The 25,288-nt window shown below is 71.4% G+C and carries 23 protein-coding genes; 10 read left to right on the forward strand and 13 right to left on the reverse strand.

From position 1 onward, the window contains the following. Positions 1-58 precede the first annotated feature (58 nt). From AB0M29_RS17895 to AB0M29_RS17920, 6 genes are all read left to right on the forward strand, one after another. Complete coding sequence (locus tag AB0M29_RS17895; RefSeq protein WP_365383530.1) at positions 59-877, forward strand: 3'(2'),5'-bisphosphate nucleotidase CysQ; 819 nt, start codon at positions 59-61, stop codon at positions 875-877. A 42-nt stretch (positions 878-919) separates the two neighbouring features. Beyond that, positions 920-1,516: an NAD(P)-binding domain-containing protein gene (locus AB0M29_RS17900; protein ID WP_365383532.1), complete on the forward strand. Its 597-nt coding sequence runs from the start codon at positions 920-922 to the stop codon at positions 1,514-1,516. A gap of 45 nt (positions 1,517-1,561) precedes the next feature. Continuing rightward, positions 1,562-2,371 carry an alpha/beta hydrolase gene (locus AB0M29_RS17905; RefSeq protein ID WP_365383534.1) on the forward strand — a complete coding sequence of 270 codons (810 nt, stop codon included), beginning with the start codon at positions 1,562-1,564 and terminating at the stop codon, positions 2,369-2,371. Further along, the gene (locus AB0M29_RS17910) at positions 2,368-2,844 is read left to right on the forward strand and encodes a thioesterase family protein (protein WP_365383536.1); all 477 of its coding nucleotides are present in this window, start codon (positions 2,368-2,370) and stop codon (positions 2,842-2,844) included. The genes AB0M29_RS17905 and AB0M29_RS17910 overlap by 4 nt, the downstream gene beginning before the upstream one ends. A gap of 328 nt (positions 2,845-3,172) precedes the next feature. Next, positions 3,173-3,901 carry a TetR/AcrR family transcriptional regulator gene (locus AB0M29_RS17915; protein WP_365383538.1) on the forward strand — a complete coding sequence of 243 codons (729 nt, stop codon included), beginning with the start codon at positions 3,173-3,175 and terminating at the stop codon, positions 3,899-3,901. Between the two features lie 87 nt (positions 3,902-3,988). Next, positions 3,989-4,891 carry a LysR family transcriptional regulator gene (locus tag AB0M29_RS17920; RefSeq protein ID WP_365383539.1) on the forward strand — a complete coding sequence of 301 codons (903 nt, stop codon included), beginning with the start codon at positions 3,989-3,991 and terminating at the stop codon, positions 4,889-4,891. Positions 4,892-5,013: 122 nt separating this feature from the next. On the opposite strand, the gene AB0M29_RS17925 is transcribed toward AB0M29_RS17920, so the two are convergent. Both AB0M29_RS17925 and AB0M29_RS17930 read right to left on the reverse strand, forming a co-directional pair. After that, the gene (locus AB0M29_RS17925) at positions 5,014-6,303 is read right to left on the reverse strand and encodes a hypothetical protein (RefSeq protein WP_365383541.1); all 1,290 of its coding nucleotides are present in this window, start codon (positions 6,301-6,303) and stop codon (positions 5,014-5,016) included. Positions 6,304-6,383: 80 nt separating this feature from the next. Further along, positions 6,384-6,905, reverse strand: coding sequence for a DUF4913 domain-containing protein (locus AB0M29_RS17930; RefSeq protein WP_365383543.1), 522 nt, complete (start codon positions 6,903-6,905; stop codon positions 6,384-6,386). 312 nt (positions 6,906-7,217) lie between these two features. Here AB0M29_RS17930 and AB0M29_RS17935 point away from each other — a divergent pair, with 312 nt between their 5' ends. Beyond that, positions 7,218-8,456: a hypothetical protein gene (locus AB0M29_RS17935; protein WP_365383545.1), complete on the forward strand. Its 1,239-nt coding sequence runs from the start codon at positions 7,218-7,220 to the stop codon at positions 8,454-8,456. 79 nt (positions 8,457-8,535) lie between these two features. Here the strand turns inward: AB0M29_RS17935 and AB0M29_RS17940 are convergent, their stop codons facing one another. From AB0M29_RS17940 to AB0M29_RS17975, 8 genes are all read right to left on the reverse strand, one after another. Then, on the reverse strand, positions 8,536-10,338 hold the full coding sequence (locus AB0M29_RS17940; protein WP_365383547.1) for a TraM recognition domain-containing protein: 1,803 nt from the start codon (positions 10,336-10,338) through the stop codon (positions 8,536-8,538). Further along, positions 10,335-12,047, reverse strand: a complete 1,713-nt coding sequence (locus AB0M29_RS17945; protein ID WP_365383549.1) for an ATP/GTP-binding protein — start codon at positions 12,045-12,047, stop codon at positions 10,335-10,337. The genes AB0M29_RS17940 and AB0M29_RS17945 overlap by 4 nt, the downstream gene beginning before the upstream one ends. After that, the gene (locus tag AB0M29_RS17950) at positions 12,044-13,537 is read right to left on the reverse strand and encodes an SCO6880 family protein (RefSeq protein ID WP_365383551.1); all 1,494 of its coding nucleotides are present in this window, start codon (positions 13,535-13,537) and stop codon (positions 12,044-12,046) included. The genes AB0M29_RS17945 and AB0M29_RS17950 overlap by 4 nt, the downstream gene beginning before the upstream one ends. 174 nt (positions 13,538-13,711) lie before the next feature. Next, positions 13,712-14,869: a hypothetical protein gene (locus tag AB0M29_RS17955; RefSeq protein ID WP_365383552.1), complete on the reverse strand. Its 1,158-nt coding sequence runs from the start codon at positions 14,867-14,869 to the stop codon at positions 13,712-13,714. 1 nt (position 14,870) lies between these two features. Beyond that, positions 14,871-15,620 carry a hypothetical protein gene (locus AB0M29_RS17960; protein ID WP_365383554.1) on the reverse strand — a complete coding sequence of 250 codons (750 nt, stop codon included), beginning with the start codon at positions 15,618-15,620 and terminating at the stop codon, positions 14,871-14,873. A 17-nt stretch (positions 15,621-15,637) separates the two neighbouring features. Then, positions 15,638-15,925 (reverse strand): hypothetical protein, encoded by a 288-nt coding sequence (locus AB0M29_RS17965; RefSeq protein WP_365383556.1) that lies wholly within the window; start codon positions 15,923-15,925, stop codon positions 15,638-15,640. A gap of 83 nt (positions 15,926-16,008) precedes the next feature. Beyond that, positions 16,009-16,293 (reverse strand): hypothetical protein, encoded by a 285-nt coding sequence (locus AB0M29_RS17970; protein ID WP_365383558.1) that lies wholly within the window; start codon positions 16,291-16,293, stop codon positions 16,009-16,011. Further along, positions 16,290-16,682 carry a hypothetical protein gene (locus AB0M29_RS17975; RefSeq protein ID WP_365383559.1) on the reverse strand — a complete coding sequence of 131 codons (393 nt, stop codon included), beginning with the start codon at positions 16,680-16,682 and terminating at the stop codon, positions 16,290-16,292. Before AB0M29_RS17975 ends, AB0M29_RS17970 begins: the two co-directional genes overlap by 4 nt. Before the next feature lie 471 nt (positions 16,683-17,153). Between AB0M29_RS17975 and AB0M29_RS17980 the strand changes: the two genes are divergently transcribed. Next, the gene (locus tag AB0M29_RS17980) at positions 17,154-17,996 is read left to right on the forward strand and encodes a lytic transglycosylase domain-containing protein (protein WP_365383561.1); all 843 of its coding nucleotides are present in this window, start codon (positions 17,154-17,156) and stop codon (positions 17,994-17,996) included. Between the two features lie 190 nt (positions 17,997-18,186). Beyond that, positions 18,187-18,732 carry a sigma-70 family RNA polymerase sigma factor gene (locus AB0M29_RS17985; RefSeq protein ID WP_365383613.1) on the forward strand — a complete coding sequence of 182 codons (546 nt, stop codon included), beginning with the start codon at positions 18,187-18,189 and terminating at the stop codon, positions 18,730-18,732. A gap of 48 nt (positions 18,733-18,780) precedes the next feature. Here AB0M29_RS17985 and AB0M29_RS17990 read toward each other — a convergent pair whose 3' ends face one another. Next, entirely contained in the window at positions 18,781-19,605 is an 825-nt protein-coding gene (locus AB0M29_RS17990; RefSeq protein WP_365383562.1) for a hypothetical protein, read from the reverse strand. A 142-nt stretch (positions 19,606-19,747) separates the two neighbouring features. Here AB0M29_RS17990 and AB0M29_RS17995 point away from each other — a divergent pair, with 142 nt between their 5' ends. Then, a complete protein-coding gene (locus AB0M29_RS17995) occupies positions 19,748-22,678 on the forward strand; it encodes a BTAD domain-containing putative transcriptional regulator (protein ID WP_365383564.1) in 2,931 nt (976 codons plus the stop codon). 18 nt (positions 22,679-22,696) lie between these two features. Here AB0M29_RS17995 and AB0M29_RS18000 read toward each other — a convergent pair whose 3' ends face one another. Then, positions 22,697-23,518 (reverse strand): thaumatin family protein, encoded by an 822-nt coding sequence (locus tag AB0M29_RS18000; protein WP_365383565.1) that lies wholly within the window; start codon positions 23,516-23,518, stop codon positions 22,697-22,699. A 145-nt stretch (positions 23,519-23,663) separates the two neighbouring features. Continuing rightward, complete coding sequence (locus tag AB0M29_RS18005) at positions 23,664-25,262, reverse strand: acetolactate synthase large subunit (protein WP_365383566.1); 1,599 nt, start codon at positions 25,260-25,262, stop codon at positions 23,664-23,666. Positions 25,263-25,288 lie beyond the last annotated feature (26 nt).

A 25,288-nucleotide genomic window follows, 5' to 3' on the forward strand; every position in this document is an offset into this window, starting at 1 on the left:
CAGCGCGCACAGCGCGGCCCGAACGGCCTCACCACCCCTACTCACACGGGAGTTCACCATGCCCGAAACACTTCCCACCACGGACGCCGCCGTCTCTGACGCCTACCTGCTCGGCCAGACCGCGGTCGCCGTGCGTGAGGCGGGCGCGGCCCTGCTCGAGCGCTTCGGCGAGGTGGTCCGCTACGACAGCCGCGACGAGCTGATGCGCGCGCTGGCCGCCAATGACGAGACGGCCCTCGGCATCCTGCGCCCGCATCTCACGAGTCTGCGCCCGGGCGCCGGTTGGGTGGAGGACGAGCTTGCCGGCGGGGCGCTGCCGCCCGGCGAGTGGTGGGTGGTGGATCCGGCCGAAGGCAACGTCAACCACCTGCACGGCCTGCCGGATTGGGCGGTGACAGCCACTCTGGTGCGTGACAACCAGCCGGTGCTCACCGCGGTCCACCTGCCGTTGACGGGCGAGACCTACACCGCGCTCACCGGCGCGGGCGCCCACCTCGACGGCCTGCCGCTGGAGGTGTCCCCGCGCACGGACCTTGGCCTGAGCCTGGTGGCCACCAGCCAGGCCCGGCCAGACGAGGACGAGACCGTCGTGCGGCGCGTCGGCTCCTCGATCACCGCGATGCTCCACGACGCGCTCGTCGTGCGCACCTCCGTACCCGCGACCCTGCACCTGCTGGATGTGGCCGCCGGCCGGATCGACGCCTTCTGGCAGTTCGCCGGCGCCCGCGCGGACCTGCTGCCCGGCGCGCTGCTCGTCACCGAGGCCGGCGGACAGATCTCCGACGCCGAGGGACACCCCTGGACCCCGCAGAGCGAGAGCTTCCTGGCCGCCGCGCCCGGCGTCCACGCCCAGGCCGTCGCCACGCTCTCCCGCTGACCGCACACCACCACCCGCACCCACGAAAAGGACCACATCATCATGACCACGATCGCCGTACTCGGAAACGGCCGCGTCGGCGGCAACCTGGCCACCGCCCTCACCCGGGCAGGGCACGAGGTCACCGTGGCGGACCGCGCGCCGGGCGCCGCCGCCGACGCCGCCCGCACAGCCCAGATCGTCATCAACGCCACCCCGGGGGCCGGCTCACTGGACCGGCTCGCCGCCCTGCACGAGGAACTGCGCGACAAGATCCTCGTCGACGTCTCCAACGCCACCGTCGACGGACCGGACGGACTGCCCGCCGATCTGATCTACCGCGGCGCGAGCCTCGCCGAACAGCTGCAGAAAGCACTCCCCGACACACGCGTCGTCAAGACCCTCAACACCATGCTCTACACGGTGATGACCGCGCCCGCCGCCCTCACCCAGCCGCCGACCGCCTTCCTCTCCGGCGAAGACCCCGACGCCAAGCACACCGTTGGCGAACTGCTCACCGACCTCGGCTGGCACAAGGAATGGATCACCGACCTCGGCGGGATCCAGACCGCCCGCGCCACAGAGGCCGCCATCCTCTTCGTCCCCCACGTCATCCGATCCACCGGATTCGCCCCCTTCGCCATCTCCATCGCTCGCTGACCCGTGCCCAGCGCCGCCGAATCCGCTTCCCCACCGAGAGTGACCATGACACCGAACAACCAGCTGGCCCACGACCTCGACGGCACGGGACCGCTACTCGTGGCCGTCCACGGCATCACCGAGAACCGGAGCTTCTGGGATCCGGTCTCCTTACGGCAGCACTTCCGCGTTCTCCGCGTCGACCTGCGTGGCCACGGGGACTCGCCTCGGATCCCGCCGTACGGAATCGACGAGTCCGTGGACGAGATCCACCATCTGATCGAGTCGCTGGGCGAGGATCTGGCCGGGGACCAGCCCCCGTTCATGGTCGGCCACTCCTTGGGCGGGGTGATCGCGACTGCCTACGCGGCCCGCTATCCGACCCGTGGCGTGGTCAATGTCGACCAGTCGCTGCGCATCGGCCCACTGCCCGCGGAGATGGCCGCCGCAGTGCGGGGAGAAGGCTTCGCGGACTTCGTTCGTTCGCTTTTCGCCTCGCACTACGGTGAGCTGGACCCTGCACTTGCGGTCGACATCGAGTGCCGCCGCGACCTCAACCAGGAAGTGTTCAGCGGGTTTTGGACCCCGCTGCTCGATTGGGACGCCGACACGCTGGCAGCGTGGTCCCGACGCACCACGACCCTCCCGCCGGGTGTGCCGTACCTGTCGTTGCACGGGACCGACCCCGGCGAGGACTACGCCGACTGGCTCACCGATCGCATCCCCGCGGCTCTGGCCGAACACACCCCGGCCCGCACGCACTATCCGCACCTGGCAGAGCCCGAATGGTTTGCCTCTCGCGTCCATGAGTTCTTCAGCACCCGTATCCACCCGTCAACTCGCCAATGGCGGCGAATCGCGAGGAGAGAACCATGAACCATCTGCCGAGCACCGACGTTGGAGTCCTGATCCCCGTGGATGTCCACTTCGACGATCTGGACCCGATGGGGATGCTGCACAACAGCCGGTATCAGGTCTGGGTCGAGCGAGCGTGGGGGGAGTTCGGCCGGGGGCAGGGCCTCGGCGGCGCGTCAGGCTTCGAAGATGACGGCTTCCACGTGGTGAAGGCGTTCACCATCACCTACGACGTCCCTGTGATGGGCATTGGTCAGTGCGCGGTGCACCTGTGGATGGAGCATGTGGGCAACGCTTCGGCCACCATTGGCTATCGGGTGTGTTCAGATGAGGGCAGAACCACGCACGCGCACGGTACTCGCACTTTCGTTCGCCTCGACAGCACCACGCTGCGGCCCACGCCGTGGTCCGACCGAGCCCGTGAGGTGTCCCGGACCATCGGACTGCCGAAGAGCAGCGACCAGCCCCAGGTGAGGACGGGGCCCGCCTCTTGATGACGTAGCCGTGTCGCTGCCTGGCCGTGGCCGTACGCGCCGGGGCCGTTGCTGCGCCGCGGGCCTTGACTCCGCCGCACGACCCGCGCCCCCGTCGGGACGAGCGGCGGCCCCTGGGCACAGGCCAAGCCCCTCCCCGGCTGTGCCCAGGGAAACCCGCGCCGCCCTGCCGACCAGTTTGGGCGTGTGGCGCGGAGGGCTCGCTGAAGCATCGCGCCGGGTCCAGCCCGCGCATGTCAGCGAGCGGCCGTCCGCCGCGGCCAAGACGCGCCGCGGCGGACGGCACCCCGTCCCTCCGGCACATACACCGCTGAACGAGGACTCCACGATGTGCCCACCCGACCATCCATCAAAAGCAACGACCGCACGGCAACGGGCCCGGATCGAGTTCACCGCGGAGATCAAGGCGGTGGCCCGCAGACAGCTCGCCGAGAGCGGCGCCGCCCTCTCGCTGCGCGCCGTCGCCCGGGAGCTCGGCCTGGGCTCGGTGTCCGCGCTCTACCGCTACTTCCCGAGCCGCGACGCCCTGCTCACCGCGCTCATCCTCGACGGCTACGCCTCCCTGGGCGACGCCGCCGAGGCCGCACACGCGGCGCCCGACACGGATCGAGCGGACGCACTGGAGCGCTGGGTCGGCATCTGCCACGCGGTGCGCGACTGGGCGCTGGCGCATCCGCACGAGTACGCGCTGATCTACGGTTCGCCGCTGCACGGCTACGCCGCCGCGCGGGACACCGTGACTCAGGCGGCCCGGGTCCCCTCTCTGATCGGGGCGCTCTTCACCGGCCTCCCCGGCAGGGACGACCGCCCCGGCGCTACCCGGCCCGTGATTCCCGACGACGCCCGGCAGTCACTGGCACCACTGCTTACGGGGCTCCCCCGGGACACTCCGGACGACCTCGTCATGGGCAGCTTGATGGCCTGGACCTACCTCTTCGGTGCCATCTCCTTCGAAGTCTTCGGCCACCGCCGCGACATCATCGCCGACCCCCGAGCATTCTTCGATCACGAGGCCCGTCGCCTCGGCAGCGCCCTGGGACTCGCCACCCGCCGGTGACTCGGCGAGACGCACCGGGCGGGGGGGCAGCCTCGCAGTGCTTCGATTAACCGAAAAGGCATGTCATGCATGGCTAGAATTACCCACATGCAATTGGATTTGAACCTGCTCGCCGCGCTCGACGCGCTGCTGGAGGAGGGAAGTGTGGCCGGGGCGGCAGCGCGCCTGCATGTCACCGCCCCCGCGATGAGCCGGAGTCTGGGCCGCATCCGGCGCACGACCGGGGATCAGATCCTGGTGCGCACCGGTCGCACGATGACCCCGACGCCATATGCGATCGCCGTGCGGGAACAGGTGCACGAGCTGCTGCACCAGGTCCAGGGGGTGCTGGCGCCGAGCCGTGAACTCGATCTGGCAACGTTGGAGCGCACGTTCACCCTCCGCTGGCACGATTCCCTGGTCGCCTTGAGCGGCCCCACCCTGCTCTCGGCCGTGCTCCGGCAGGCGCCGGGCGTGCGACTGCGCTTCGTCGCGGAATCGAGCGTCGACACCCCCGAGTTGCAGCGCGGCCAGGTCGACCTGGAGGCCAACGCCAACCGCCCGAGCGCACCCGACATCCGTGCCGAGAACGTCGGCGAGACCCGCCTCGTCGTCGTCGTACGGCAAGGCCACCCCCTCACCCGCGTCAAGAACGTCACCGCACAGCGCTACGCCGCCGCCGAGCACGTCACCGTCTCGCGCCGCGGAAACCTCACCAACGCCGTCGACGACGCCCTCGCCCGTCTCGGCCTCACCCGCCGCGTGGTGGCGACCGCGCCCACCGAAGCAGCCGCGCTGGAGTTCGCCCGCAGCTCCGATCTGGTGATCAGCGTCCCCGAAGCCACCACGCGGTCAGCGATCGCCGACCTCGGCCTGGTCGTGCTTCCCCTCCCCCTCGAACTGCCGTCGGCAGCGATATACCTGTCATGGCATCAGCGCTACGACACCGACCCCGCCCACGCCTGGCTACGCGATCTGGCCCGCACCGCGCTGACCGGCCCGACGAGTTGACGGAGCCGGACAGCGCGTTGATCACTTCCGGCGGGGCGGCTGACCAAAGGTTGGCTGTGGAGTAGCGGTGCTCTGGCAAGCGAAGCGCTGATACTCCCTCGCGGAATTCCCGCGCCGAGAGCTCATACGGTGAATTTGACCGCCTCCAGCCACACGTCGTTGGTGAGGGTGCCGCCGAAGATGTACTCGGGCTGGGGACCGACACAACCCCACTGTTTCCAGTCGGAGTTGTGGACGCGGGCGGACTGGCAGACCTTGCCGCCGCTGCCGATGCTGATGGCGAAGCCGAGCATGTGCGGCGCGTTCGTCCCTGCGTGGCCGATGTAGATGTCCTGGCCGTCGCCGGTGTTGGGGGTCCATTTCGGCATCCACACGCCCTTGCCGTCGGTCGAACCGGGTTTGTACACGAAGGCGTTGGCCGACACACCGCCTGTCCCGCGTACCGCGAGGTCGAGGGCCATGATCGACCCGGTACGACCCGACGTGCCGGCCACTCCCCCGTCGCACACGGGCTTCTGCCAGCCCTGCCCGGACACGTACGCGCGGTAGCAGACGTGCCGTCCGGGGCCGTTCCTGGCGAGGCGGTTGACGGCGGTGGCGGCGGTGTCCGCGGCGGGCTTAGGGGTCGCCGTCGCGTTGCCGCTCGTCGCGCTGCTGTCCGTTCCTGTCGGCGAGGTGCTGGGCGAGAGGGACGACAGGCTGGGCGAGACAGAGACCGTCGGCGTGGATGTCAGCCGCGGGCCATGGTCCGGCGGCGACTCGCTCAACTCCACATTGGCGCCGGCGGCCTTGTTCTGCCCGCCGCCCGAACCTCCGCTGCCCAGCAGCACCAGCGGCACGACGACGAGCGCGGCCACCCCGAGCGCCACCGTCCCGACAACCAGCGGGCGGTGCAGCAGGCCCGACGCCCGGTACTCGTCGTCGGACTGACGGGAGGTGTTGCCGGCTTCGGGCTGGGGGCGGCGCAGCAGCGGGCCGCGCACGGACTTCCTTCCGGAGGACGGCCACGTCGCGTACGGCCCGTCGTCATCGTCCACATCGTCGAGTCGCGGGGCGCCGGACGGGGGCTCGGCCTCTGGCGTACGGCCGTGGGGCGCCGGGCCCGGGCCCTCCGGCCGGCTGGCCGGCGCGCCATGTCCCGTCTCGACCCCGACTGCCTCGTACGGCCGTTCCACCAGCCGACTCGAACCGTCGGGGGCGACCTCGACGAAGGTCACCTGCTGCACCGCCGGGTCCGAGATGGCCGCCGTGACGGCGGCGTCGCGGTCGCGCGCGTATCCGTGCAGCGCGTCGAGGACCGCCGAGTCGACGGACTCCCCCTCCACGACCCGCACCGGTACCCCGTCGATGGCGGCGGAACCGTCGGCGGCGATGACCACCGAGAAGTGTTCCGTCTCTTCGTCCCCGCTCATGCCCTTCCCTTCCTTGCGCTCTGACTGCGAGGTACAACGGGCCTCGCGCGGGCGCGGTTCAACCCCCGGCCCGTCGACCTTCAACTCGTCGACCGGTCCCGGACGGGTGCGTCAGGCCGTACCGGCGGCGGCCCGAACGGGTCCATGGAATCGACAGCCGGGGTCTCCTTCTCGCGGTGACCGCCGGGCTTGCATCCGGCGAAGGGCCCCTGCGGATCGCGCAGCGCTGCCATCACCGGGCCGAGGTAGTCCCGGTGCCAGGAGGCCGGCCCGGTCATTCCGCCGTCGGGACCGGTCAGTTCGCCCCAGGCCAGCCACAGTCCGTGCAGTTGGGCCACGCCCTCGTGGTGCTCCCACCAGCGGCCGCACCAAGGGGAGGTGGAGGTGACCTCCCGGCCGTAGACGGGCAGCAGCACGTGGTGCACCCAGAGGGTGAGCTGGCGCAGCGTCTCCACGTACTCGGCGCCCTGGAGATAGAGGATGAACGGCGGTGGGCCGGGCGGCTGGGGCTCGGGCTGGGCAACAGCCTGGTCCGGGTCCGTACCGTCGCCCGCCGCGGTGGCGGGGACGCCGGTGAGGGTTTCGGACGTCTGAGTGGTCATGGCGGGTGCCCTTCCTCGGTCGGGGACTCAACCGCACTGAGACGAAACGTGTCCGCGACGGCCACGGTTCACGCCCGCCTGAGTGAACCGCCCGTCCTCGCGTGCCGTTGTGTCCCCCAGGGACATCTCCGGCCCATGAGAAGGGGCGGCCCTCCGGCTGCCGCGCGCGCCGGGCTCGACGCCGGCGTCCTGACCGGGCGGCGGTGTGGCACATCCATCCAGTGGAAGGGAGAGGACCAAATGCCATGGAGTGAAGAGAAATTCAATTACGACGTCCGGACCGCCTGGGCCCGCATCGAAAGGTGGCAAGCGGTGCTGGGCACCACCCAGATCGCGGAGGCGTTCCGCGGTGTGGTCGAGCAGATGAGGAACGAAGGCACCTGGATCGACAAGCACGGAAGAGAACCCCGCGGAGCAGGCTGGGACACGCGGGCGGAGTCGGTGAATGCGCGCAACGCTTTCGTCGCCGGCCTGAGAGATGCGAACGCTTATCACGTCTCCGCCCTGTGGGCGACCCAGAACAAGGAGATCGGCAACTGGGAGAGTCTGACTGAGGAGCGGCAGAACGTGGCCGCGGCGGCCCGCGAGAATTTGGCCTTCTGGGTCAAGTCCACCGCACGCCCGGCGGAACAGCTCGGCCAGACCCTGGAGGCGGGAGCGGCGGGCGGACTCCTCGACGGTCTGAACTTCGGTTTCACGCAGGGCTCGTACTCACCCACACTGTGGGCGCTGTGGGGACAGCATTCACAGGAGTTCGCCCGAGGCACGCGGGGCACCGCCGAGGCCACCGTGTGGGAGGGGCTCCCGGAGCACTGCGTCCTCAGGGAACAGGAGTGGCCGGTCCTCGCGGAGCTGATCGAGCAGGGCAAGGTGGACAACCTGCACGTCAACGTGATCCGCAGGAACTCGAAAACCGGCATGCCGGAACGGGTCGGTTCGTACACCGTCACGACGCAGGAGGACTTCGAGAGCCTGCCGGCAGCCCCGCGCACCGACTCCTACATCGTCCGGCAGCAGCAGCAGTTCGTCACCCAGAACATCGCACGGTCCATTCAGCGCAACCGTGAGGGTGTGCAGACTTCACTCGACAACTTCCGACGGTACTGGACGAAGGACGACGTGCCGACAACATTCATGCTGTCTCCGGTGGACGGGACGGGCCTCGGCCTCGATCTCTCGGAGACCCCGCGGAACCTCTCCCGGGCACAGACCAACGCCTCGGCGCAGTGGTCCACGACGAGGGAGAGGCAGGGCTCGGCAGACTCGCTGATGGCCAAGCTGCAAGCCCTCGAGGCCGCGCAGCGGAGGGGGAGCGCCAGTTCCACAGCGTACGCCGGGAGTTCCAACCCGACCCCGCTCCCTCATCGCGATTCGACGCTGAGCACGGCGTCGGCCGGGTCCTTCGACGGGGGCGGTGAACTGACGAGGGTCCAGGCACACACCGGTCGGTCGCCCGAGCGGCCCTCCAAGGAGAAGAAGGACAAGAAGGCCTCCTCGACCCTCCAGTGGCTCGCGGGCACGCCGTCGAAGCCGTCGAAGAAGCGCAGGTAGCGGTCTTCGTCCGGACCGTTCGGTGCGGCGCTCCCGGCCGGACGCGGGCGGTCCGGCCGGGCAGCTCACGCCCGCGCCCTCACGCGGGCGTGGCGTCCCGCTCCCAACGGGTCTTCTTCGTCAGCGGCACCCCGCCGGTCGCCCGGACCGCGGCCCGGGCCGTGATGGCGTTCGCCTCGGCCTTCGCCTGCGCCGCGATGGCGTCGGCGCCAGGCTCCTTGTACCAGGGGCGCAGCCGTATCAGGGCGGGCCGGATGCCGGTGGCGAGCAGGAGGGCGGTGCCCTTGGGCAGGGCGCGGATCTTGTCGGGCGGCAGGATCGACTCCTGCCGGTAGGAGTACGAACGCTGCGTGCCGTCCTTGCTGCGGGACAGGCTCGGCGTCTTCACGTCGTGCTGGCCGACGAGCGTGGAGATCTTCTGCACGAAGTCGGCGTCGTCCAGGCCCGCGCCGAGGAGTTTGACGGTCGCCGCGCTCCACAGCGCGTCCATCCCCACCTCGCCCCACACCCTGGCGCCCTGCCGGTAACTCTGCAGCAGGGTCACCACGTTGATGCCGCGGGAGCCGAAGTGCGAGTACAGGTCGGGCAGATCGGAGATGCGGCATACGTTGGCGGCCTCGTCGAGGACCGCGGTCAGCGGCGGGTCGAGGCGTCCGCCCATGCGTTCCGCGGCTGCCACACCGGCACGCATCGTCGCGTCCGCGAGGCCCGCGATGACGCCGGCCGCGGAGCCGCCGCCGTCCTTCGACAGCAGGTACAGGGTGTCCGTGCCGACGACGTGCCGGTCCGGGCGGAACTCCGGGAGATACGGGTCCGGGGTGACCCAGGCGAGGATCTCCGGGTCCAGGAGGCAGGACACGGTCTGCCGGGCGGTCTCGTAGATGCCGTCCCGGGTCTCCACCGCCCCGCGCACCGTGCCCTGCAACTGCTCGGCCATCGCGAGCAGCCCGGCGTCGCGCAGCAGGTCGACCGGGGTGCGGTCGGCGGGGTCGGCGAGCCAGCCCAGCAGGTCGGTGACCGGTGCCCCGCCGCGCGCCGCGGCCAGGAAGAGCGCGGTGAGCGTGTTCTGCGCGGCCGAGATCCAGAAGTCCTTCTTCGCACTGTCGTCGTTGACGGACGCGACGAAGTGCCCGGCCAGCCGGCGGGCGCCCTCGATGGTGTGGCAGTCGCCGAGCAGGTTCCACCACATGGAGCGCTCGGTGTGGGCGATGCCCTGCGGGTCGAACGTCCACACCCGGCCCGCTTTCGTGCGCTCGGCGCGGGTGACGGCGTACACGTCGGACTTGTTGGAGGTGAGCAGGACGGCGCCCTGGGCGCGCAGGACGCGGGGAACGGCGATTCCAGTCGACTTGCCGGCCCGCGGAGCCATCAGGTCGAGTTCGACGTCCTCGTGGCTGCTGCGCAGTTCGGGCCCCTTGGGGTCGAGGTCGCCGAGCAGGTTGCCGGTCTCATCGGGGTGGAGCCGGTCGCGGCCCTTGAGGCTGGGGCGCAGCTCGCGGGCCCTGGCCTCGATGCCCTTGGGGACCATGCCGGCCAGCTCACGTCGGCCGGCCAGGCCCTCGGTGCGGCCTGCCCGTGCCAGCAGCAGCCGTACGACGACCACCCCGGGAACCGCGATCAGGGTGAGCAGGCCGAGCATTCCGCCGTAGACCGCGAGGGGCGGGGTGTCCGGCCACAGGGCGCCGGGACCGTCGCGGACGAGGTGCGAGGCGGTGGACAGGGCGAACGGCGGCGCGTTCCAGCCGTGCCCGGTGGCCCCGGCGCCCAGTGTGCCGCCGGCCCAGCCGACGGTGAAAGCGGTGAGGGAGGCTGCGGCGACGGCCACGATCGCCCACGGCGCCAGGTCGGCGGCGCCGCTCGTGGAAGGCGGTCCGCCGGTCATCGGGTCCACCTCCCGGGCGGCTGCCGGGCTTCGTCCTGGGCGGCCCGCGCGACCTGCGCCGCGGTGTGCGCGACGGCCTGTTCGACGGCCGTCTCGTTGGGCGTCCAGCGGGTGTTGGTGTCGTGCAGCCGCCGTTCGGCGTCGGTGATGGCCACCTTGATGGGGATGCCGGGCCGACCGCCGACCTTGATCAGGAAGCGGCCCCGGCCGGGCGGCTCCTCATGCTCGCCGGACACGCCCCAGCCGGGCGGTGAGGACCAGGACGACACCAGCTCGATCTCCCGCCGGGTCAGGCCCACCACCTTGCCGAGGTCTTCCATCTCGGCCTTCGGCAGTCCCGCGCAGACCACCATCCCGGCCCGTTCGACGAAGCCGCGGGCCTTGGCCCGGTCGGCGTCGGTACCGAGGGCCTCGGCGTCCTTGAGGGTGTGGGTGATCTTGGCGTCGCCGAGGCCGAGAGACCGGTTGAGGCGGGTCAGCGCGTCGATGCGGTCGACGATGCCGGAGGCGGCCCGCAGCGGGCGCCACAACTCGTCCAGGACGGTGAAGAACCAGCGCCGGGGCGCCAGCCCGGCGTCCGCCAGGGCGTGCGAGGCGGCCACCGTGCCCAGCCCGTCGGACCAGGCGGCGAGCATCGCGGCCGCGGTGAGTTGGGTGTCGGCCTCGCCGATGCCGGAGATGTCGATGCACACCGCCGGCGCGGCCGGATCGATCCGGGTCGACGTCTCCGAGGCGAAGGTGTCGCCCAGCGGCCCGTCGAGGATGCCCAGCAGGGAGCGGTGCAACGGGTCGACGGCGTCCCGGTAACGGGTGTCGTCGCCGCGGTCGAGGGTGACCGCGCGGACCCGGTCGGGCCCCTCCGTCAGCACCCGCAGAAGGTCGGGCAGGAGCGCCGGACGGCCCTCCGGGGTGCGTTCGCGGAGGTGGTGCAGCACAGCGGAGAGCACCGACTGCTCGTGATCGTCCATGGGGCGGCCGCGCACGATGGTGACCAGCGCGGCCACCATGTTCAGCACGCGGCCGTGTGTCTCCGCCTTCAGGATCTCGCCCGCCTCGCCGCCGATCCGCGCCGCCGCCGCGCCCATCGCGCCGGGGTCCAGGACGTTGATGCCGCCCCGGCCACGGCCGATGGTGATCACCTGCCCGCCCAACGCCCGTACGGTGTCGGCGTAGTCGGGCTTGAGGTCGCCGAGGACCAGCGGGACCACGCCGGTGGCGGTGAGCCCGATCAGCATCCGGTTGACGAGGGTGGACTTGCCCAGGCCCGGCATGCCCAGCATGAACAGCGACGGGTTGGAGATGTAGCGGGCCCGCGTGAACCAGTTCAGCGGATCGCCGCACACCGTGGCGCCCGTGAACAGGTGCTGGCCGAGCGGCACTCCGGTCATCGGAGAGCCGGAACCGGCGACGAACGGCCACATGCCGCACGCCTGCACGGTGGTGGCACGCCACATGGTCGGCGGATCCATGTACCCGACGCGGCCTCCGCCGGGGCCGTACCAGCCACGCGGCGGGACGTACAACTCCTTGGGGTGGGCGGCCTTCTTGCCGACCTCCTTCTTCCGGCTCCGCGTCGTGCGCTGCGGATTCCGCTGCGCCCAGGGCGAGTCGACCGCCGGAGGCCGCTCGCCGAGATCGGCCAGCCACAGCGTCTCCTCGGCGAGCCGGTCCTCCCGCTCGGCCCTCTTCTCCTCGCTCCGGCGGCTCACAGCGCCTCCTGCAGTTCGTGCGGGATCAGGGTCTGCTCCCACGGCAGGATCCCGGCGGGCAGCGTGCAGGTGAACGCCGCCGCTTGCATGCGGTCCGCGGGGCGCATCAGCACCCGGGAGGCAGCGGTCAGATTGCGTACGGCGACGCTCGCGTCGGCCAGTTGATCCATGTCGTCGACGGTGACCGTCAGCATCAGCGAGAACTCCACGAGCCCGGCGCCCGACGCCTCCTCCGCCGCGGTCTGCTCGGCCGCGCGCATCTCGGAGGCGGCTCGCGCCTGCACCATGCCCCGCCCGGAGGTGGCCATGAACTGGGCGGCGCGCCGGTCCGCCTCGACGATCCGTGCCGAGGTGGCCGGGTCAAGGGGCCGGTAGACCAGTGCGACCCGCTTGCGGCGGGTGCCGGGGGTCGCCTCCAGCAGGCCCTTGAGCACCGAGGACCGCACGGTGCCGCGTGGCGCCAGGGTCAGCATCCAGGACCGCGACACCCCGGAGTCGTGGCTGTAGCTGCCCACGGTCTCCACCGCGGCGGCCGGTCCGGCGTCCTCCCACTCCAGGCCCGTTCCACCGTACTGGGCACGGGCGTCGAGGACCTCGGCGGCCACCGCGGGATCGTAGGCGACGCGGACGACCTCGGCGATCCGCTCGGCGGACAGCGGGTACGCGGCCCCGCCGCCGGCCGCGACGAGACTGCCGAGCAGGCCCGGGATGCGGATGGCGAGGTCGGTGACCACATCCTCCCTGCTGCGCTTCTGGCCCGGGGGCATGCCATAGGTGAGAGTGACATACGTGTGCATCTCGGAGGAGGCGGTCGGGTAGCGCTCGACGACCTCCTCCATCACCGCGCGGGCCGCGGGCGGCGCCTGGGGGTGGATGCGGGGCAGCACCTCGTGGGCGAGCGTGGTGCCGGGGTCGGGCGCGGTCTCCACGATCAGGGAGGCGCCGCGCAACCCGGGTTCGTGGGCCAGCCGCGCCAGCCACTCGCCCCACAGAGCGACCCAGACGTCGACCTGGTCCGGGTCGACCAGCGAGCCGCCGTCGGGGTCGCAGCCCAGCACGATCGTGAACAGGCTGCGCGCCGGGTGGTGCAGGACGCCGAAGGGCCGGTCGTAGGCGTCACGGCCCTCGGTCGCGGCGACGTTGTTGAGCAGGCCCGGTGGGCGAAACCTGCCGCCCGGCCGCGCGGACAGCGGGCCGGAGACGTACAGGTGCGCGCCTCTGGCCTTGCGCCGCCACCAGCCGACGCGCAGGGTCAGCAACTGGTAGACGTTGCGCCCGTCCTGGGTGCGGATGGCGAGCGGCGTCAGGAACAGAACGACGGGGACGAGCACGACCAGCGCCGCGTACAGCGAGATCAGCGACGCGAGCAGGGTGACGACGAGCCCGCCGAAGACACCGAACGTGCCGACGAGCCCGAGCGGTCCGAGCCCCGGCCGCCGTGGGCGGCGCCAGTTTCCGTAGGTCGGATGGGTGACGGCTTCCGTGGACATGAGGGTCCGATTTCCCTTCGTGAAGTGGTGGGGCCGCGGCGCCGGGGGCCGGAGAGCCGGGGATCCGGGTGAGAGGGAGGGCCGCCGGCCTCCGCGTCGGGGGGAGCGGAGTCCGGCGGCCCGTTCAGGGGGTGGCGGTCCGCGGTCGGCCGCGGCGCCGCCCGGTCACCTGGGTCAGCGCGGGCTGGGGTTGTGGCCCTGGTCGCCGTCGGCGCCGTCCACGGTGCCGGCGGCGGCCTTGCCGACGATCTGCGCGGCGGTCACCGCCGCGGCGACCGCCACACCGGCCGGTCCGCCGGCGGCCGCCGCGGCGCGCCCGGCACCGCCCGCGCCGCTGGAGGCTCCGCCCGCGCCGGCCGGACCGCCGCCGCCCGCACCTCCCGACGCGCCGCTCGGTCCCGGCTGGCCCTGGCCACCGCTGCCGCCGCTGCCGCCGAGGGAGCGGGCGCCGCTGGCCAGGCCGCTGCCCACCGACTGCATCGCCCCGGAGTACGCGGAGCCCCCGCCGAGCGCGGCGGTGGCGGGTACCACGAGCTTCAGCAGCGCGGGCAGGGCGACCGCGGACAGCAGCATCACGCCGATACCGGCGATCTTCTCGTTGACCGCAGGGCTGTCGTGGTTGCCGGTCTGGCTCGACACGATCATCTCCGAACCGGCGTACATCACGAGTCCGGCCGCGGGCTTGTACAGCAGCCAGGCGATCATCCAGCCGATGTGCTTGCGCCACCAGCCGCCGCCCCAGTCGGTCATCGAGGCCGCGGCGGCCAGCGGCAGGGTGCCGAGCAGAAGGATCATGACGCCGAGCCGGATGTACATCAGGATCGTCTGGATGATCCCGGCGATCAGCAGCAGGAAGGAGAGCAGCAGCATCAGGAAGGGCAGGATCCCGGTGCTGTTGGAGCAGGCGCCGGACTTGGTCAGCACGTCGTGTGAGCCCGTGTTGAACAGGTGCGTCGAGTAGTCGTCCGCCACGGCGGCCGCGGCCGTGACGATGGTGGTGGCGGCGCCCGAGACCATGATGACGCGGAGCATGCCCTTCAGCGCGGTCGTGCCCGCGTGGGCGCGGCGCTCCACGGCCATACGGGCGGCCGCGTAGAGCAGCGAGCCGACGGCGAGGTAGACCACGAGCCACTGCGTCTGGCCGTTGACGTTCTTGGCCGTGGTCGTTCCCGTCAGGGTGGGCACTCCGGTGTCCAGCGCGCCGAACACGTCGATCGCGCTCGCCAGGATCGTCTTCGCGATCTCCTCGACGATGGTCCCGATCGGGTCGTTGAGGAAGCTGAAGAAGCCCTTCACCAGGTCCCCGAGCGGATTGCCGGTCGAGCATTTCATATCAATTCCCCCACAAGACATAGCCGTTGGGGCTGCCCTGGACCGTGGTCACCGGTGTGTGCAGGGAACCGTCGTCATCGGGTACGACCTTCCAGTCCCCGCCGCTCCAGCGCAGGGCGATACCGGTCGTCGCGTAGCCCTCACCCGTCCTGATCAGCAAGCTGATGTTCGCGGCCCCGCTCGCGTACGAGGTCACGGAGAAGCCGGCGTACGTGCCGACGGACTCGCCGCCTGTCTGGGCGGCGCTGTCCATGTTCTGTACGGTCGAGCGCTGGAACTCGAACATGTCGCGTCCACGCCCTGCCACCACCTGCTGCCTGCTGACGGTCTTCCAGCCGGAGCCGCTCATCTCGGACGGGATCACGGTGGCGGCCAGTGCGGCGCCGACGGGTGTGTGCGCGTAGCACCAGCGCACCGGCCCGCTGGTGCGGGTGGGCCCGGCCGAGGTGGACTCGGGCACCCGGCCGATACCGAGCGTGTGCCAGCTGATGTCCTTCGGCGCCGACGTGGGGAGCGTGCCCCCCGCGCTGTCGTCGGTCTGGCAGCCCTGGGGCCGCCCGTCCCGCGGCACGGAGTCGCCGGGCAGGGGGCCCTCGGGCACCACCGCCGTCGCGCCGTCACCATGGGAGGTAAGTGCCACGAACCCGCCCAGGAGCACCACGAGGCCGAGGAACCCCGCCGACAACTGCCAGCTGCGCTGCTTCCAGTACGGCCCGGCCGGCTCGGGCCGCCGCTTCCTGCGTATCAGCATCTCGATCGTCCGCCGGCTCAGGCGAAGACGAAGCCGACCAGCGGGCCGGCGGTGGAGACCAGCACGCAGCCGCCGAGCACCATGCCGAGGCGGCTCATGTGCTCCGAGCTCTCGCCGCGCTTGAGGGAGACGGCCATCATCGCGCCGGTGGCCAGAACCCCGAGAACGCCGGCCGCGGTGCCCGCCCAGGCGACGATGCCGAGGACCGTGTTGACTTTGGTGGACAGCTCGCCGGGGGCCTTGCTGACCGGCTGTGGCACGTCCGCGGCGAGAACGTTGATCGCTGTGATGAGCAGTGAGGGCATGGTGGATCTCCGTGGAATGAGTGCCCGCGCGAGCGGTGGGGCGAAGGATGGGCGGTGGGGACGCGAAGGTTGAGTGGCGGGGCCTACGGCCCGAGGAGGGACAGGTCGCCGAGGAAGCTCACGAGCGGACCGGCCGTCGAGGCGATCAGACAGGCGAGGGCCACGATGAAGACGCCGCGGAAGTGCGCGCCGCCCTCTCCCGGTTCCCCGCGGTTGAGCTGGATGGCCATGGCGATCCCGACGGCCATCAGTCCGAAGACGCCCGCGGCGGTTGCGCACCAGGCCAGTGCGTCGATGATGGTGTGCGCGCCGGCGGGTGGCGTGTAGGTGTCGGCCAGGAGCCGGGCACCGGGCAGGGCGGGAATCATGACACCGCTCCCTCGCTGTAGAGCTCGCTGCCCACCAGGTCGGCGAGCGCGTCGAGTTGCGGGGGCAGGGACTTCGGGTCGCTGCCGGTGCGCCATGCCGGTATCCACGGCACCCGTTGCACCCGGACCGCGGAGCGCAGCACACGGATACGGCGCAGCAGGGCGAGCGGCAGTCGGCCCGGGGCGTCGGCGACGAGGACCACGCCGAGCAGCGTGAGCCCCTGCGGTGCGCGCCCGTCGTTCAGCGCGCCCAACGCCCGGGACACGGACCGCAGCCCGCGCGCGCTGGTCCGCCCGACCAGCACAATCCGCCGCGGCTCGCCCAGGGACGGGTCCGGCCAGCGGGCCCCCACGTCCATCCCGCCGAGTACCTCGACCAGCGAGGTCACGCCGGCACCGCCGTGCGCCTTGACCCAGCCCACCTCGTCCCGCGGCCTGCCCCGGCTCGGACCCGGCCTACGGGGCTCACCCCAGGCCGGATCGGGCGACGGGGCGGTGGAGCGCTGACGCGGTCGGGTCTGGGGCTGGGGCGCCGGGCGTACGGCGGTCTTCGTGCCCCCTTGAGGAACGGTGTGCTGGGGCGGGGGGCCGGGGTGAGGGGTTTGCGAGGGAGCTGCCTGAGGGGTTTTCGGCCCCCGGACCCAGCCCCCCTGGCTGGTCGTGGTCGGCGTCGCCGAAGGTGCGGCCATCTGTGCCCCGCCCCCCTCTTGACTCGTAGGTCCGCTGTGCTGACTCATTTGGTTTCCACCGCTTTGAACTTCTTTGCGTAGAGGCCCGTTTTGATCTGCCGAGCCCGTCGGACAACACAACGGGCCGTCCCGGCACAGTGGTTCAAGGTGAGGGAAAGAAGGCGGCCACCCATGGGCGTGGACACCGGAGACAAGAGCGGCGCGTCAGGGCAGGCGTCGGCCGACAAGGAGGACGAGGACGGCTCGAAGACCGCCAGGAACACGGCGATCGCCGCCGGCGGCGCGGGCTGCCTGCTGTTCCCGCTCGGCCTGGCCGGCGCGGCCGTCATCGTCATCATCTTCGGCGGGTTCGGTGTCCTCCTGGCCCCGCTGATCGCGATCTACCTGTTCTTTCACGGCATCTTCCACGGGGGCGGCCACCAGCCGGGCCCGAGCGACGCGAACTCGGTGATAGCCGTCTTCGAGAGCGATGGCCACGGCGATCTGGACCCCTCGACCGTCCCCGACGACCTGGTGGATCCCATCCAGCAGGCGGGCGGGATCTGCGCCGCCATCGGCCCGATCGTGATCGCGTCGCAGATCGAGCAGGCGTCCGGCTTCAACGCCTCCCTCACCGGCCCGGAGGGCAAGCAGGGCATCTCACAACTGCCGCCCGGCATCTTCACCAAGTACGGCAAGGATGACGACGGCAACGGCACGATCTCCGCGCTGGACGCGAAGGACTCGATCATGGCGCAGGGCCGCTACATGTGCGATCTGGCCGACCAGGCGCAGCGGTTGATCGACGCCGACGAGGCCGTCGGCAATGTGCTGGACCTCGCCCTGAACGGTTACGACGTGGGGATGGACGCCGTCCGCACGGCCAAGGGCATGACCGCCGAGGCCCAAGGGTATGTCGCCGCCGTCCGGGCCCAGTTCGCCAAGTACGCCGGGGTCGCCGCCATTCCCTTCGGCACCCCCACACCCACCGGCATTCAGATTTCCCCACCCACAACCCCCCCACCGAGTCCCTGATCTCTTCCGCGCCCGGCCACGGTTTCGCGGCCCGCGCGTACGTCGCCGCGTGGACCGATCGTCGATCGACGCGTGGACCGCACGTCAAGCTGATGTGCATCGCACGTTGGAACACTCCGAGCTCCACGAGGCCCGGTCCGTCGATCCGCGGACCGGACGGCCGGGCTACGCCAAGGAGCAGGGGCACACCATGAACGTGACGGTCATCGGATCGGCGGGCGCCGCCTCCGCCGAGGAGCGGGCGCTGCGGGATCTCTACCTGGAACACGGCCCGGCGCTCTACTCGTACGTGCTGCGCATGCTGGACGGGGACACCCACCGCACGGAGGACATCCTCCAGGAGACGCTGCTGCGCTGCTGGAACAAGCAGACCCTGGCCGACGGCGAGGGCATGGCGGTGCGCCCCTGGATGTTCCGCATCGCCCGCAATCTCGTCATCGACGCGCACCGGTCACGGATGGCGCGGCCGACGGAGATCGGCGCCAACTCCTGGCTGAGCGACATGTGCTTCGAGGTGGACGACATCGAACGGATGCTGTCGTCGATGGTGGTGCAGGCCGCCCTGCGGTCATTGACACCGGCACACCGCGAGGCACTCCGGGCGACGATCTTCGCCGACCACACCACCCAACAGGCGGCCGAGGTCCTGGGTGTCCCGCCGGGCACCGTGAAGTCCCGGGTGCACTACGCACTGCGCAGCCTGAAGTCGGCCCTGGAGGAGGACGAGGTGCGCTGAGCGCCCGCGTCACCCGGTCAGCACCTCCGGCTCCCGCGCGACGCCGGTTCACCGCATCCTGCGCCGCTTCCGCGAGGACTCCGGAACGTTCGGGCCCGCGGGATTGTCACTCGGAGTCCGTGACGACCTGGAGCCGGGCGGGGTGTCGTGGACAGCCTTGACCCCCTCGGGACCGAGCAGGGATGCGCCGGGCCCGGAGGATGCCGGACTCGAACCCCCGGCGATGGCGAAGAACTCCATGCCGCTGTAGGGCTCGCCGCCCACCGTCCCCACCCTCGCACCGACCTCGGCAGGCGCGGGACCCCCGGTCGATGCCGAGCGCTCCCAGCGCGCCTGGTACTGCCCGTCCTGCTCCGGGTCGGTCCGGGTGATCTCCGTGGCCGCGTTCAGCGCCTCCGCGATCTCCACGCCGGGGCCTCGCTCCCCCTTCGCCTGCCGCTCGTACGCGTTGTTGGCGAACCTCGCGGTGTGGAGCATGCTCGCGGGGGATGTGTCATACGCGTCCCCGTACGCCTTGTTGGTCCGGAGCAGATGCATCACCGCATCCTCGACGGCCTCGCGCTGTTCGCGCGGCATCCGGTGGATGGTCTCGCTGAGCCCGCTCACGGTGTCGAACGGCGACTGTCCGGCGCCGGCGCTCCCGGAGAACATCTCCCGCGCCGAGCGCCACAGGCCGCGCCATGTGCTCTCCCCATCCTGCCGGTCCCTCCGATCGGGCTCGGCCCGCGATCTCGCGCCGCGGTCGCGTGGTTCGTGTCTCAGTGCGTACTCGGCCGTGACCAGTGCCTGCGCCCACTCGGCGGCCCATCCGGCGTCAGTGCTCCCCTTGGTCAACCGATTTCGCTGCCCGGGAGCCGGGGTGCTGTCGGCCATGTCCGTCCTTTCTCTCGGCACAGAACACGACGGCCCGTTCCGTCGTGCGGTTCAACGGCCGTGGCCGCGTCCGGGGTGTGATCCGTGCCCAGCGCCCTGGGCCCGGCGCGGTCGCGCGTCAACTGTGGCTAGAGTGCGCAGCGTGTATGAAGCGAACTCGACGTCCTTACGTTTCGCGGTACTGGGGCCGATACGGGCTTGGCACTGCGACCGGGAACTGGATCTCGGTTCTCCGCAGCAGCGGGTCGTGCTGGCCGCGCTGCTGCTGCGCCGGGGGCGGGCCGTCACACGCGGCGAACTCGTCGACGCCGTCTGGGGCTTCGAGCCACCGACGGCTGCCGTGTCCGTCCTGCGCACGTATGTCTCGCGCCTTCGCAAGGTGCTGGAGCCGGGCCGTGACGCGGCCGACCCGACGCGGACGCTCGTCTCGGTAGGGGACGGATACCGGGCTCGGGTACCGGAGGACGCCCTGGATCTGGCCGTGTTCGAACGGCAGGTCGCGGACGCGAGGAGGGCGTCCACCGCCGGAGACGAGTCCACCGCCGCGGAGTTGCTGCACGGCGCCCTCGACGGCTGGCAGGGCGTGGCGCTGGCCGGCCTGCCGGGACCGCTGGCCGAGGCCGAGCGCTCCCGGCTGGCGGAGGAGCGGCTGAACGCGCTGGAACGGCGGCTGGATCTCGATGTCCGGCTCGGCCGCCACGGCCAGGTGATCGCGGAGCTGAAGTCGCTCGCTGGTGAGCACCCGCTGCGGGAGGAGCTGAGCCGGCTGCTCATGCTGGCCCTCTACCGGTCCGGGAGACAGGCCGAGGCGCTGGCGGCCTACCGTGGGACCCGTACCACGCTGGTGACGGAACAAGGCGTCGAACCCGGCGCCCCCCTGCGGGACCTGCACTCACGCATCCTGGCGGCCGACGCGTCCTTGACCCTCACCCCGCCCCCGGACTCCGGGCCGCGCCAGCAGGCAGACCCCCCGGCCTCCACGACCCCCACACAAGCCGACCCGATGCACACCTCGCTCGCCGACTCCACCGACATCCCGGAAGCCACTCCCCGCCCCGCCCAACTCCCCGCCGATCTGCCTACCTTCATCGGCCGGCACACCGCACTGGAGCGCACCCGCGATCTGTTGCCCCGGGACGGGAGCAGCCCCGCCACGCTGGTGATCACCGCGATCAGCGGCATGGCCGGCATCGGCAAGACCACCTTGGCGGTGCATCTCGCCCACCAGGTCGCCGACCGCTTCCCGGACGGGCAGCTCTGCGTCAACCTGCGCGGCTTCGATCCGACCGGCTCGGTCATGCCCGCCCAGGAGGCCATTCGGGTCCTCCTCGACGCCCTCGGCGTCCCGCCGCGGCGGCTGCCGGTCGGTCTGGAGGCCCAGACGGCGCTCTACCGCAGCGTGCTGGCCGAGCGGCGGGTGGTCATCCTCCTCGACAACGCCCGCGACAGCGAGCAGGTCCGTCCGCTGCTGCCCGGTTCTCCCGGCTGCCTGGTCATCGTCACCAGCCGCAACCAGCTCAGCGGCCTGGTGGCCGGCGAGGGAGCGCACCCGCTGACGCTGAAGGAGCTGACGTCCGCCGAGGCACACGAGTTCCTGGCACGCCGCCTGGGAGCCCAGCGGGTGGCGGCGGAACCGGCGGCGGTGGAGGAGATCGTCGCCCGCTGCGCCCTGCTCCCGCTGGCCCTCGCCGTCGTCGCCGCCCGCGCCGCCGCCCACCCCGACTTCCCGCTCAGCGCCATCGCAGGTGAACTTCGGGAGAGCTACGACAGCCTCGACGCCTTCGCCGGGGGCGACATCACCATCGACGTACGGACCGTCTTCTCCTGGTCGTACGAAGCCCTGTCCGCGCCCGCCGCGCGGCTCTTCCGGCTGCTCGGCCTGCACTCCGGCCCGGACCTCTCCGCGCCGGCCGCGGCCGCTCTCGCCGGGCTCGACCCGCGGGAGGCCCGCGGACTGCTCGTCGAGCTGACCCGCGCCCACCTTCTCGCCGAGCACTACCCCGGCCGCTACGCCCTGCACGACCTGCTGCGCGTCTACGCCGCCGAGCGCGTCGCCGCCGAGGAAACACCGCAGGAGCGGGACCTCGTGGTGAAGCGGCTGCTGTCGTGGTACCTGCACACCGCGGACGCCGCCTATCCCCTCATCACCCCGAACCGGCAGCGGATCCCCCTCGACACCGTGCCGGGCTCCTGCAAACCCCTGTCGTTCACCACCCACGACCAGGCCCTGGACTGGTGCGAGACCGAACGGTCCAACCTGGTCGGCGCGGTCCACCAGGCCGCCGCGGCCCGGCAGGCGGGCATCGCCTGGCGGCTGCCCGCCGTTCTGTGGGGGTTCTTCTACCTCCGCAGTCATCTCGGCGACTGGCTCGACACCGCCCGCACGGGTCTGACCGCCGCCCGCGCCGCCCACGACCGTCCGGGCGAGGCGCAGGCACACGCGGACACGGCCGCGGCGCTGCGCGGCACGGGTCGCTACGAGGAGGCCATCGGACACCTGCACCGGTCGATGACGGTATGCCGGGAACTCGGTGATTCCTACGGCAGGTTGAGGGCCGTAGGCAACCTGGGCGACGCCTACCTCCAGACCGGCGTGCTCGCCAAGGCCGTCGAGTACTGCCGCCGGGGGCTCGCCCTGGGCAAGGCCCTCGACAACTCCTGGGTCCAGGGCATCGCCCTGAGCAACCTGGGCGACGCCTACCAGCGGCTGGGCCGGTTCGACGAAGCCGTGAGCTGCCTGGAGCAGGCTCTGGTCGTCCTGCGTGCCAGCGGCAACCGCTGGGTCGAGGGCGTCACCCTCGACGTGCTCGGTACGGTCCACCACAAGCTGGGCTCCCGCGACCGCGCCGTCGACTACTACGCGCAGGCTCTCGCGACCCATCGGGGCATCGGCAACCGGTGGGGCGAGGGCCACACACTGGGCCACCTCGGCGACATCCAACTTGCCTACGACGAACCGGAGGACGCGGCCGACAACTGGCGGCAGGCCCTGGAGGTCTTCGCGGAGTTCGACCATCCGGACGCCTCGAAGATCGAGAAGAAGCTGCATTCCCTTCAGCCCGCCTCACGGTAGGCCCGGCCGCTCGGTGCCCTAAGTGCCCGCGCCGCCGGTCCCGTTGAAGGTGACCGTCATGCCGCCGCACCTGGTGCACTGGTACATGGTCCGGTTTCCGGGTTCCGCGTCCTGTTGCGACCAGGCGTAGGCGGTGGGACACCTCTGGTTGATCACGTCACTGTAGGGGGTCTTCGCGTCCCGGTCCGGATTGACGCACACGAGCGGCCGGCCCGTGGCACCCCAGGTCAGGTCCTCGGGCGGGCAGGACGACAGCAGGTCCAGGGCGCAGCCCGCGACCGCGCACTCACCTGTCGGGGGCGGTGTCACGTCGTCCGGGGTGATGGTGACCGCGGTCGACACGGCGTCGACATAGCTGACGTCGTACCAGGGTCCGAGCGAGTCACTCGGGTCGAAGTTGAACTCGGCGAGGCTGGTGGGCTGCTGGCCGGTGGAGCAGTGATCGGCGAAGGGCCCGCAGTCGCCGACCTCGCAGTGGAAGGTGGTGCCGTCCTCGCCGGAACAGCCCTGCCGGGCGAAGAACGTTCCGCGCCAGTGCCCGTCCCCCTCGTACTCGGGGACGGTGAGGGTGGCGGACTCCCCCGGGTCGAGGACGGGCAGCCCGGTCAGCGCGGCCGAGCCGTCCGCGTTGACGTTGCTGCCGACCCAGACACGGCTGTCCGTCCTGTTCTCCAGCGTGACGGTGTGCTCCGCGGCACCCACCTGGGCGGCCGGCGCCCCGTGGATGCCTGCGGCGTCTGTGTGCCGACTCAGGATCACCGAGGTCGTGGCGGTCACCGCGACCACCACCAGGAACAGATCCAACAGGAGGGGACGTCTGTTCGTGGAACGCTTCCGCATGGACCATGCCTCTCGCATCGCTTGCGCCGGATCGGCGACGAGCCCGGAAGGCCGAGCGGCCGACCGGTTGTCGTCTACGCAGGCACGACGGATGCGGCGGCACGAGGGTTCAATGCGGAGGGGTTTCCCCGGAAGTTGCCGGCTCTTACGCGGGCCGGAGGATCGCCTCGATCAGGTGGGGCCCGGGTGTGGCGAGCGCCGTGGAGAATTGGTCGGCCAGCTCGGTTGTGCTGGTGGCCCGGGTGGCGGGGACTCCCATGCCGGTGGCCAGGGCGGTGAAGTCGATGTCCGGACGGCCCAGGTCCAGGAGAGCGTTGGCGGCCGGTCCCGCCGGACTGCCACCGACACGTTCCAGCTCGGCGCGGAGGATGGCGTAGGCACGGTTGTTGAGCAGGACGGTGGTCACGTTGAGCTTCTCGCGGGCCTGGGTCCACAGTCCGGAGAGGGTGTAGAGCGCGCTGCCGTCCGCTTGGAGGCAGACCACCGGCCGTTCGGGACATGCGATGGCCGCGCCGGCGGCCACGGGGATGCCTTGTCCGATCGCGAGGCCGGTCAGGCCGAGCACATCGTGCGGTGCGGAGTGGGCGGTTGCCGGGACAAGGGTGTCCATCCCCTCGGTGATGGACTCGTCGACGACGATCGCTTCCCGCGGGAGCAGGGCACCGACGACGTGTGCCCAATTCTCCGTACGCAACGGCTCGTTCATGGTGGGGCGTACGGCGTCCAGGGCGGGCAACGGTGCGAGGGGGCCCGGGGCGACACGGTCGGCCAGTTCCGTCAGCGCCTCCACGACATCGAAGCCCGCGTCGGGAACGAAGCGGTGCACGCGCGTTCCTGGTGGGGTGAGGATGCCCGGACGGCCGGGGTAGGCGAACGACGCCACCGGCTCGCGTGCTCCGACCAGGATCAGGTGCTTGACGCCTGCGAGTTGCTGGGCCACGGCTTCAGCCCGGTAGCCCAACGGCTCGATCGCAGGGACGCCCGCACCGCGTCGCACTCTCGCCGGCCAGGTCGGGCAGAAGACGGCGGTCCCCGTGGCCTTCTGTATCCGGGCGGCGGCTCGCAGACCGCGCTCGCCCAGCCCGGCGCCGTCGATCAGCAAGGCGACGGGCTCGGGTCCGGCGACCAGTGCGGCTGTGGCATCCACGTGGGGGCGGGGGACGATTCGCGGTGGCCGTGCTGGAAGGTGCGGCGCGGGCGGGGCACCCTCACCCCAGGACAGGTCGGCCGCGACGATGAGTGTCGAGACCGCGCCGGAGGTGCCCGTGCGTGATGCGTCCCCGTCGTCGGGCACGCCGGCGCTCAGGGCGGCGGCCACCGCCGCGGCGGTGTCGGGGCCGATGTCGGCCGCGGTCGTGGGCCGACGTATCCAGCTGGAGACGGTCGCGGCGGCCCCGTCGATGTCGGACTCCAGGGGCGAGTCGAGCTGCTTGTGTGAGCGGGCGTGGTCACCGACGATGTTGACCACCGGGGTGCGCGCGCGTCGGGCGTTGTGGAGGTTCGCCAGACCGTTGGCCAGCCCGGGGCCGAGGTGGAGCAGGGTCGCGGCCGGTCGTCCGGTCATGCGCGCGTAGCCGTCGGCGGCCCCGGTCGCCACCCCTTCGAACAGGCACAGCACACCGCGCATGGCCGGGTGTCGGTCGAGCGCCGCGACGAACTGCATCTCCGACGTGCCGGGATTGGCGAAGCAGACCTCGACGTTGTTGTTGAGCAGGGTGCGCAGAAGAGTCTCGGCACCGTTCATAGAAGATCACCTTATTATCGGCGGTG

The sequence above is a fragment of the Streptomyces sp. NPDC051976 genome (assembly GCF_040680795.1).
Classification (GTDB): domain Bacteria; phylum Actinomycetota; class Actinomycetes; order Streptomycetales; family Streptomycetaceae; genus Actinacidiphila.

Bases quoted from the DNA above. Each gene is read 5' to 3' on its own strand.
- AB0M29_RS17990 (WP_365383562.1), bottom strand. From the start codon at position 19,605: ATGGCCGACAGCACCCCGGCTCCCGGGCAGCGAAATCGGTTGACCAAG.
- AB0M29_RS17905 (WP_365383534.1), top strand. From the start codon at position 1,562: ATGACACCGAACAACCAGCTGGCCCACGACCTCGACGGCACGGGACCG.
- AB0M29_RS17920 (WP_365383539.1), top strand. From the start codon at position 3,989: ATGCAATTGGATTTGAACCTGCTCGCCGCGCTCGACGCGCTGCTGGAG.
- AB0M29_RS17965 (WP_365383556.1), bottom strand. From the start codon at position 15,925: ATGCCCTCACTGCTCATCACAGCGATCAACGTTCTCGCCGCGGACGTG.
- AB0M29_RS18005 (WP_365383566.1), bottom strand. From the start codon at position 25,262: ATGAACGGTGCCGAGACTCTTCTGCGCACCCTGCTCAACAACAACGTC.
- AB0M29_RS17915 (WP_365383538.1), top strand. From the start codon at position 3,173: ATGTGCCCACCCGACCATCCATCAAAAGCAACGACCGCACGGCAACGG.
- AB0M29_RS17950 (WP_365383551.1), bottom strand. From the start codon at position 13,537: ATGTCCACGGAAGCCGTCACCCATCCGACCTACGGAAACTGGCGCCGC.
- AB0M29_RS17925 (WP_365383541.1), bottom strand. From the start codon at position 6,303: ATGAGCGGGGACGAAGAGACGGAACACTTCTCGGTGGTCATCGCCGCC.
- AB0M29_RS18000 (WP_365383565.1), bottom strand. From the start codon at position 23,518: ATGCGGAAGCGTTCCACGAACAGACGTCCCCTCCTGTTGGATCTGTTC.
- AB0M29_RS17940 (WP_365383547.1), bottom strand. From the start codon at position 10,338: ATGACCGGCGGACCGCCTTCCACGAGCGGCGCCGCCGACCTGGCGCCG.
- AB0M29_RS17980 (WP_365383561.1), top strand. From the start codon at position 17,154: ATGGGCGTGGACACCGGAGACAAGAGCGGCGCGTCAGGGCAGGCGTCG.
- AB0M29_RS17895 (WP_365383530.1), top strand. From the start codon at position 59: ATGCCCGAAACACTTCCCACCACGGACGCCGCCGTCTCTGACGCCTAC.
- AB0M29_RS17985 (WP_365383613.1), top strand. From the start codon at position 18,187: ATGAACGTGACGGTCATCGGATCGGCGGGCGCCGCCTCCGCCGAGGAG.
- AB0M29_RS17910 (WP_365383536.1), top strand. From the start codon at position 2,368: ATGAACCATCTGCCGAGCACCGACGTTGGAGTCCTGATCCCCGTGGAT.
- AB0M29_RS17900 (WP_365383532.1), top strand. From the start codon at position 920: ATGACCACGATCGCCGTACTCGGAAACGGCCGCGTCGGCGGCAACCTG.
- AB0M29_RS17960 (WP_365383554.1), bottom strand. From the start codon at position 15,620: ATGCTGATACGCAGGAAGCGGCGGCCCGAGCCGGCCGGGCCGTACTGG.
- AB0M29_RS17930 (WP_365383543.1), bottom strand. From the start codon at position 6,905: ATGACCACTCAGACGTCCGAAACCCTCACCGGCGTCCCCGCCACCGCG.
- AB0M29_RS17970 (WP_365383558.1), bottom strand. From the start codon at position 16,293: ATGATTCCCGCCCTGCCCGGTGCCCGGCTCCTGGCCGACACCTACACG.
- AB0M29_RS17955 (WP_365383552.1), bottom strand. From the start codon at position 14,869: ATGAAATGCTCGACCGGCAATCCGCTCGGGGACCTGGTGAAGGGCTTC.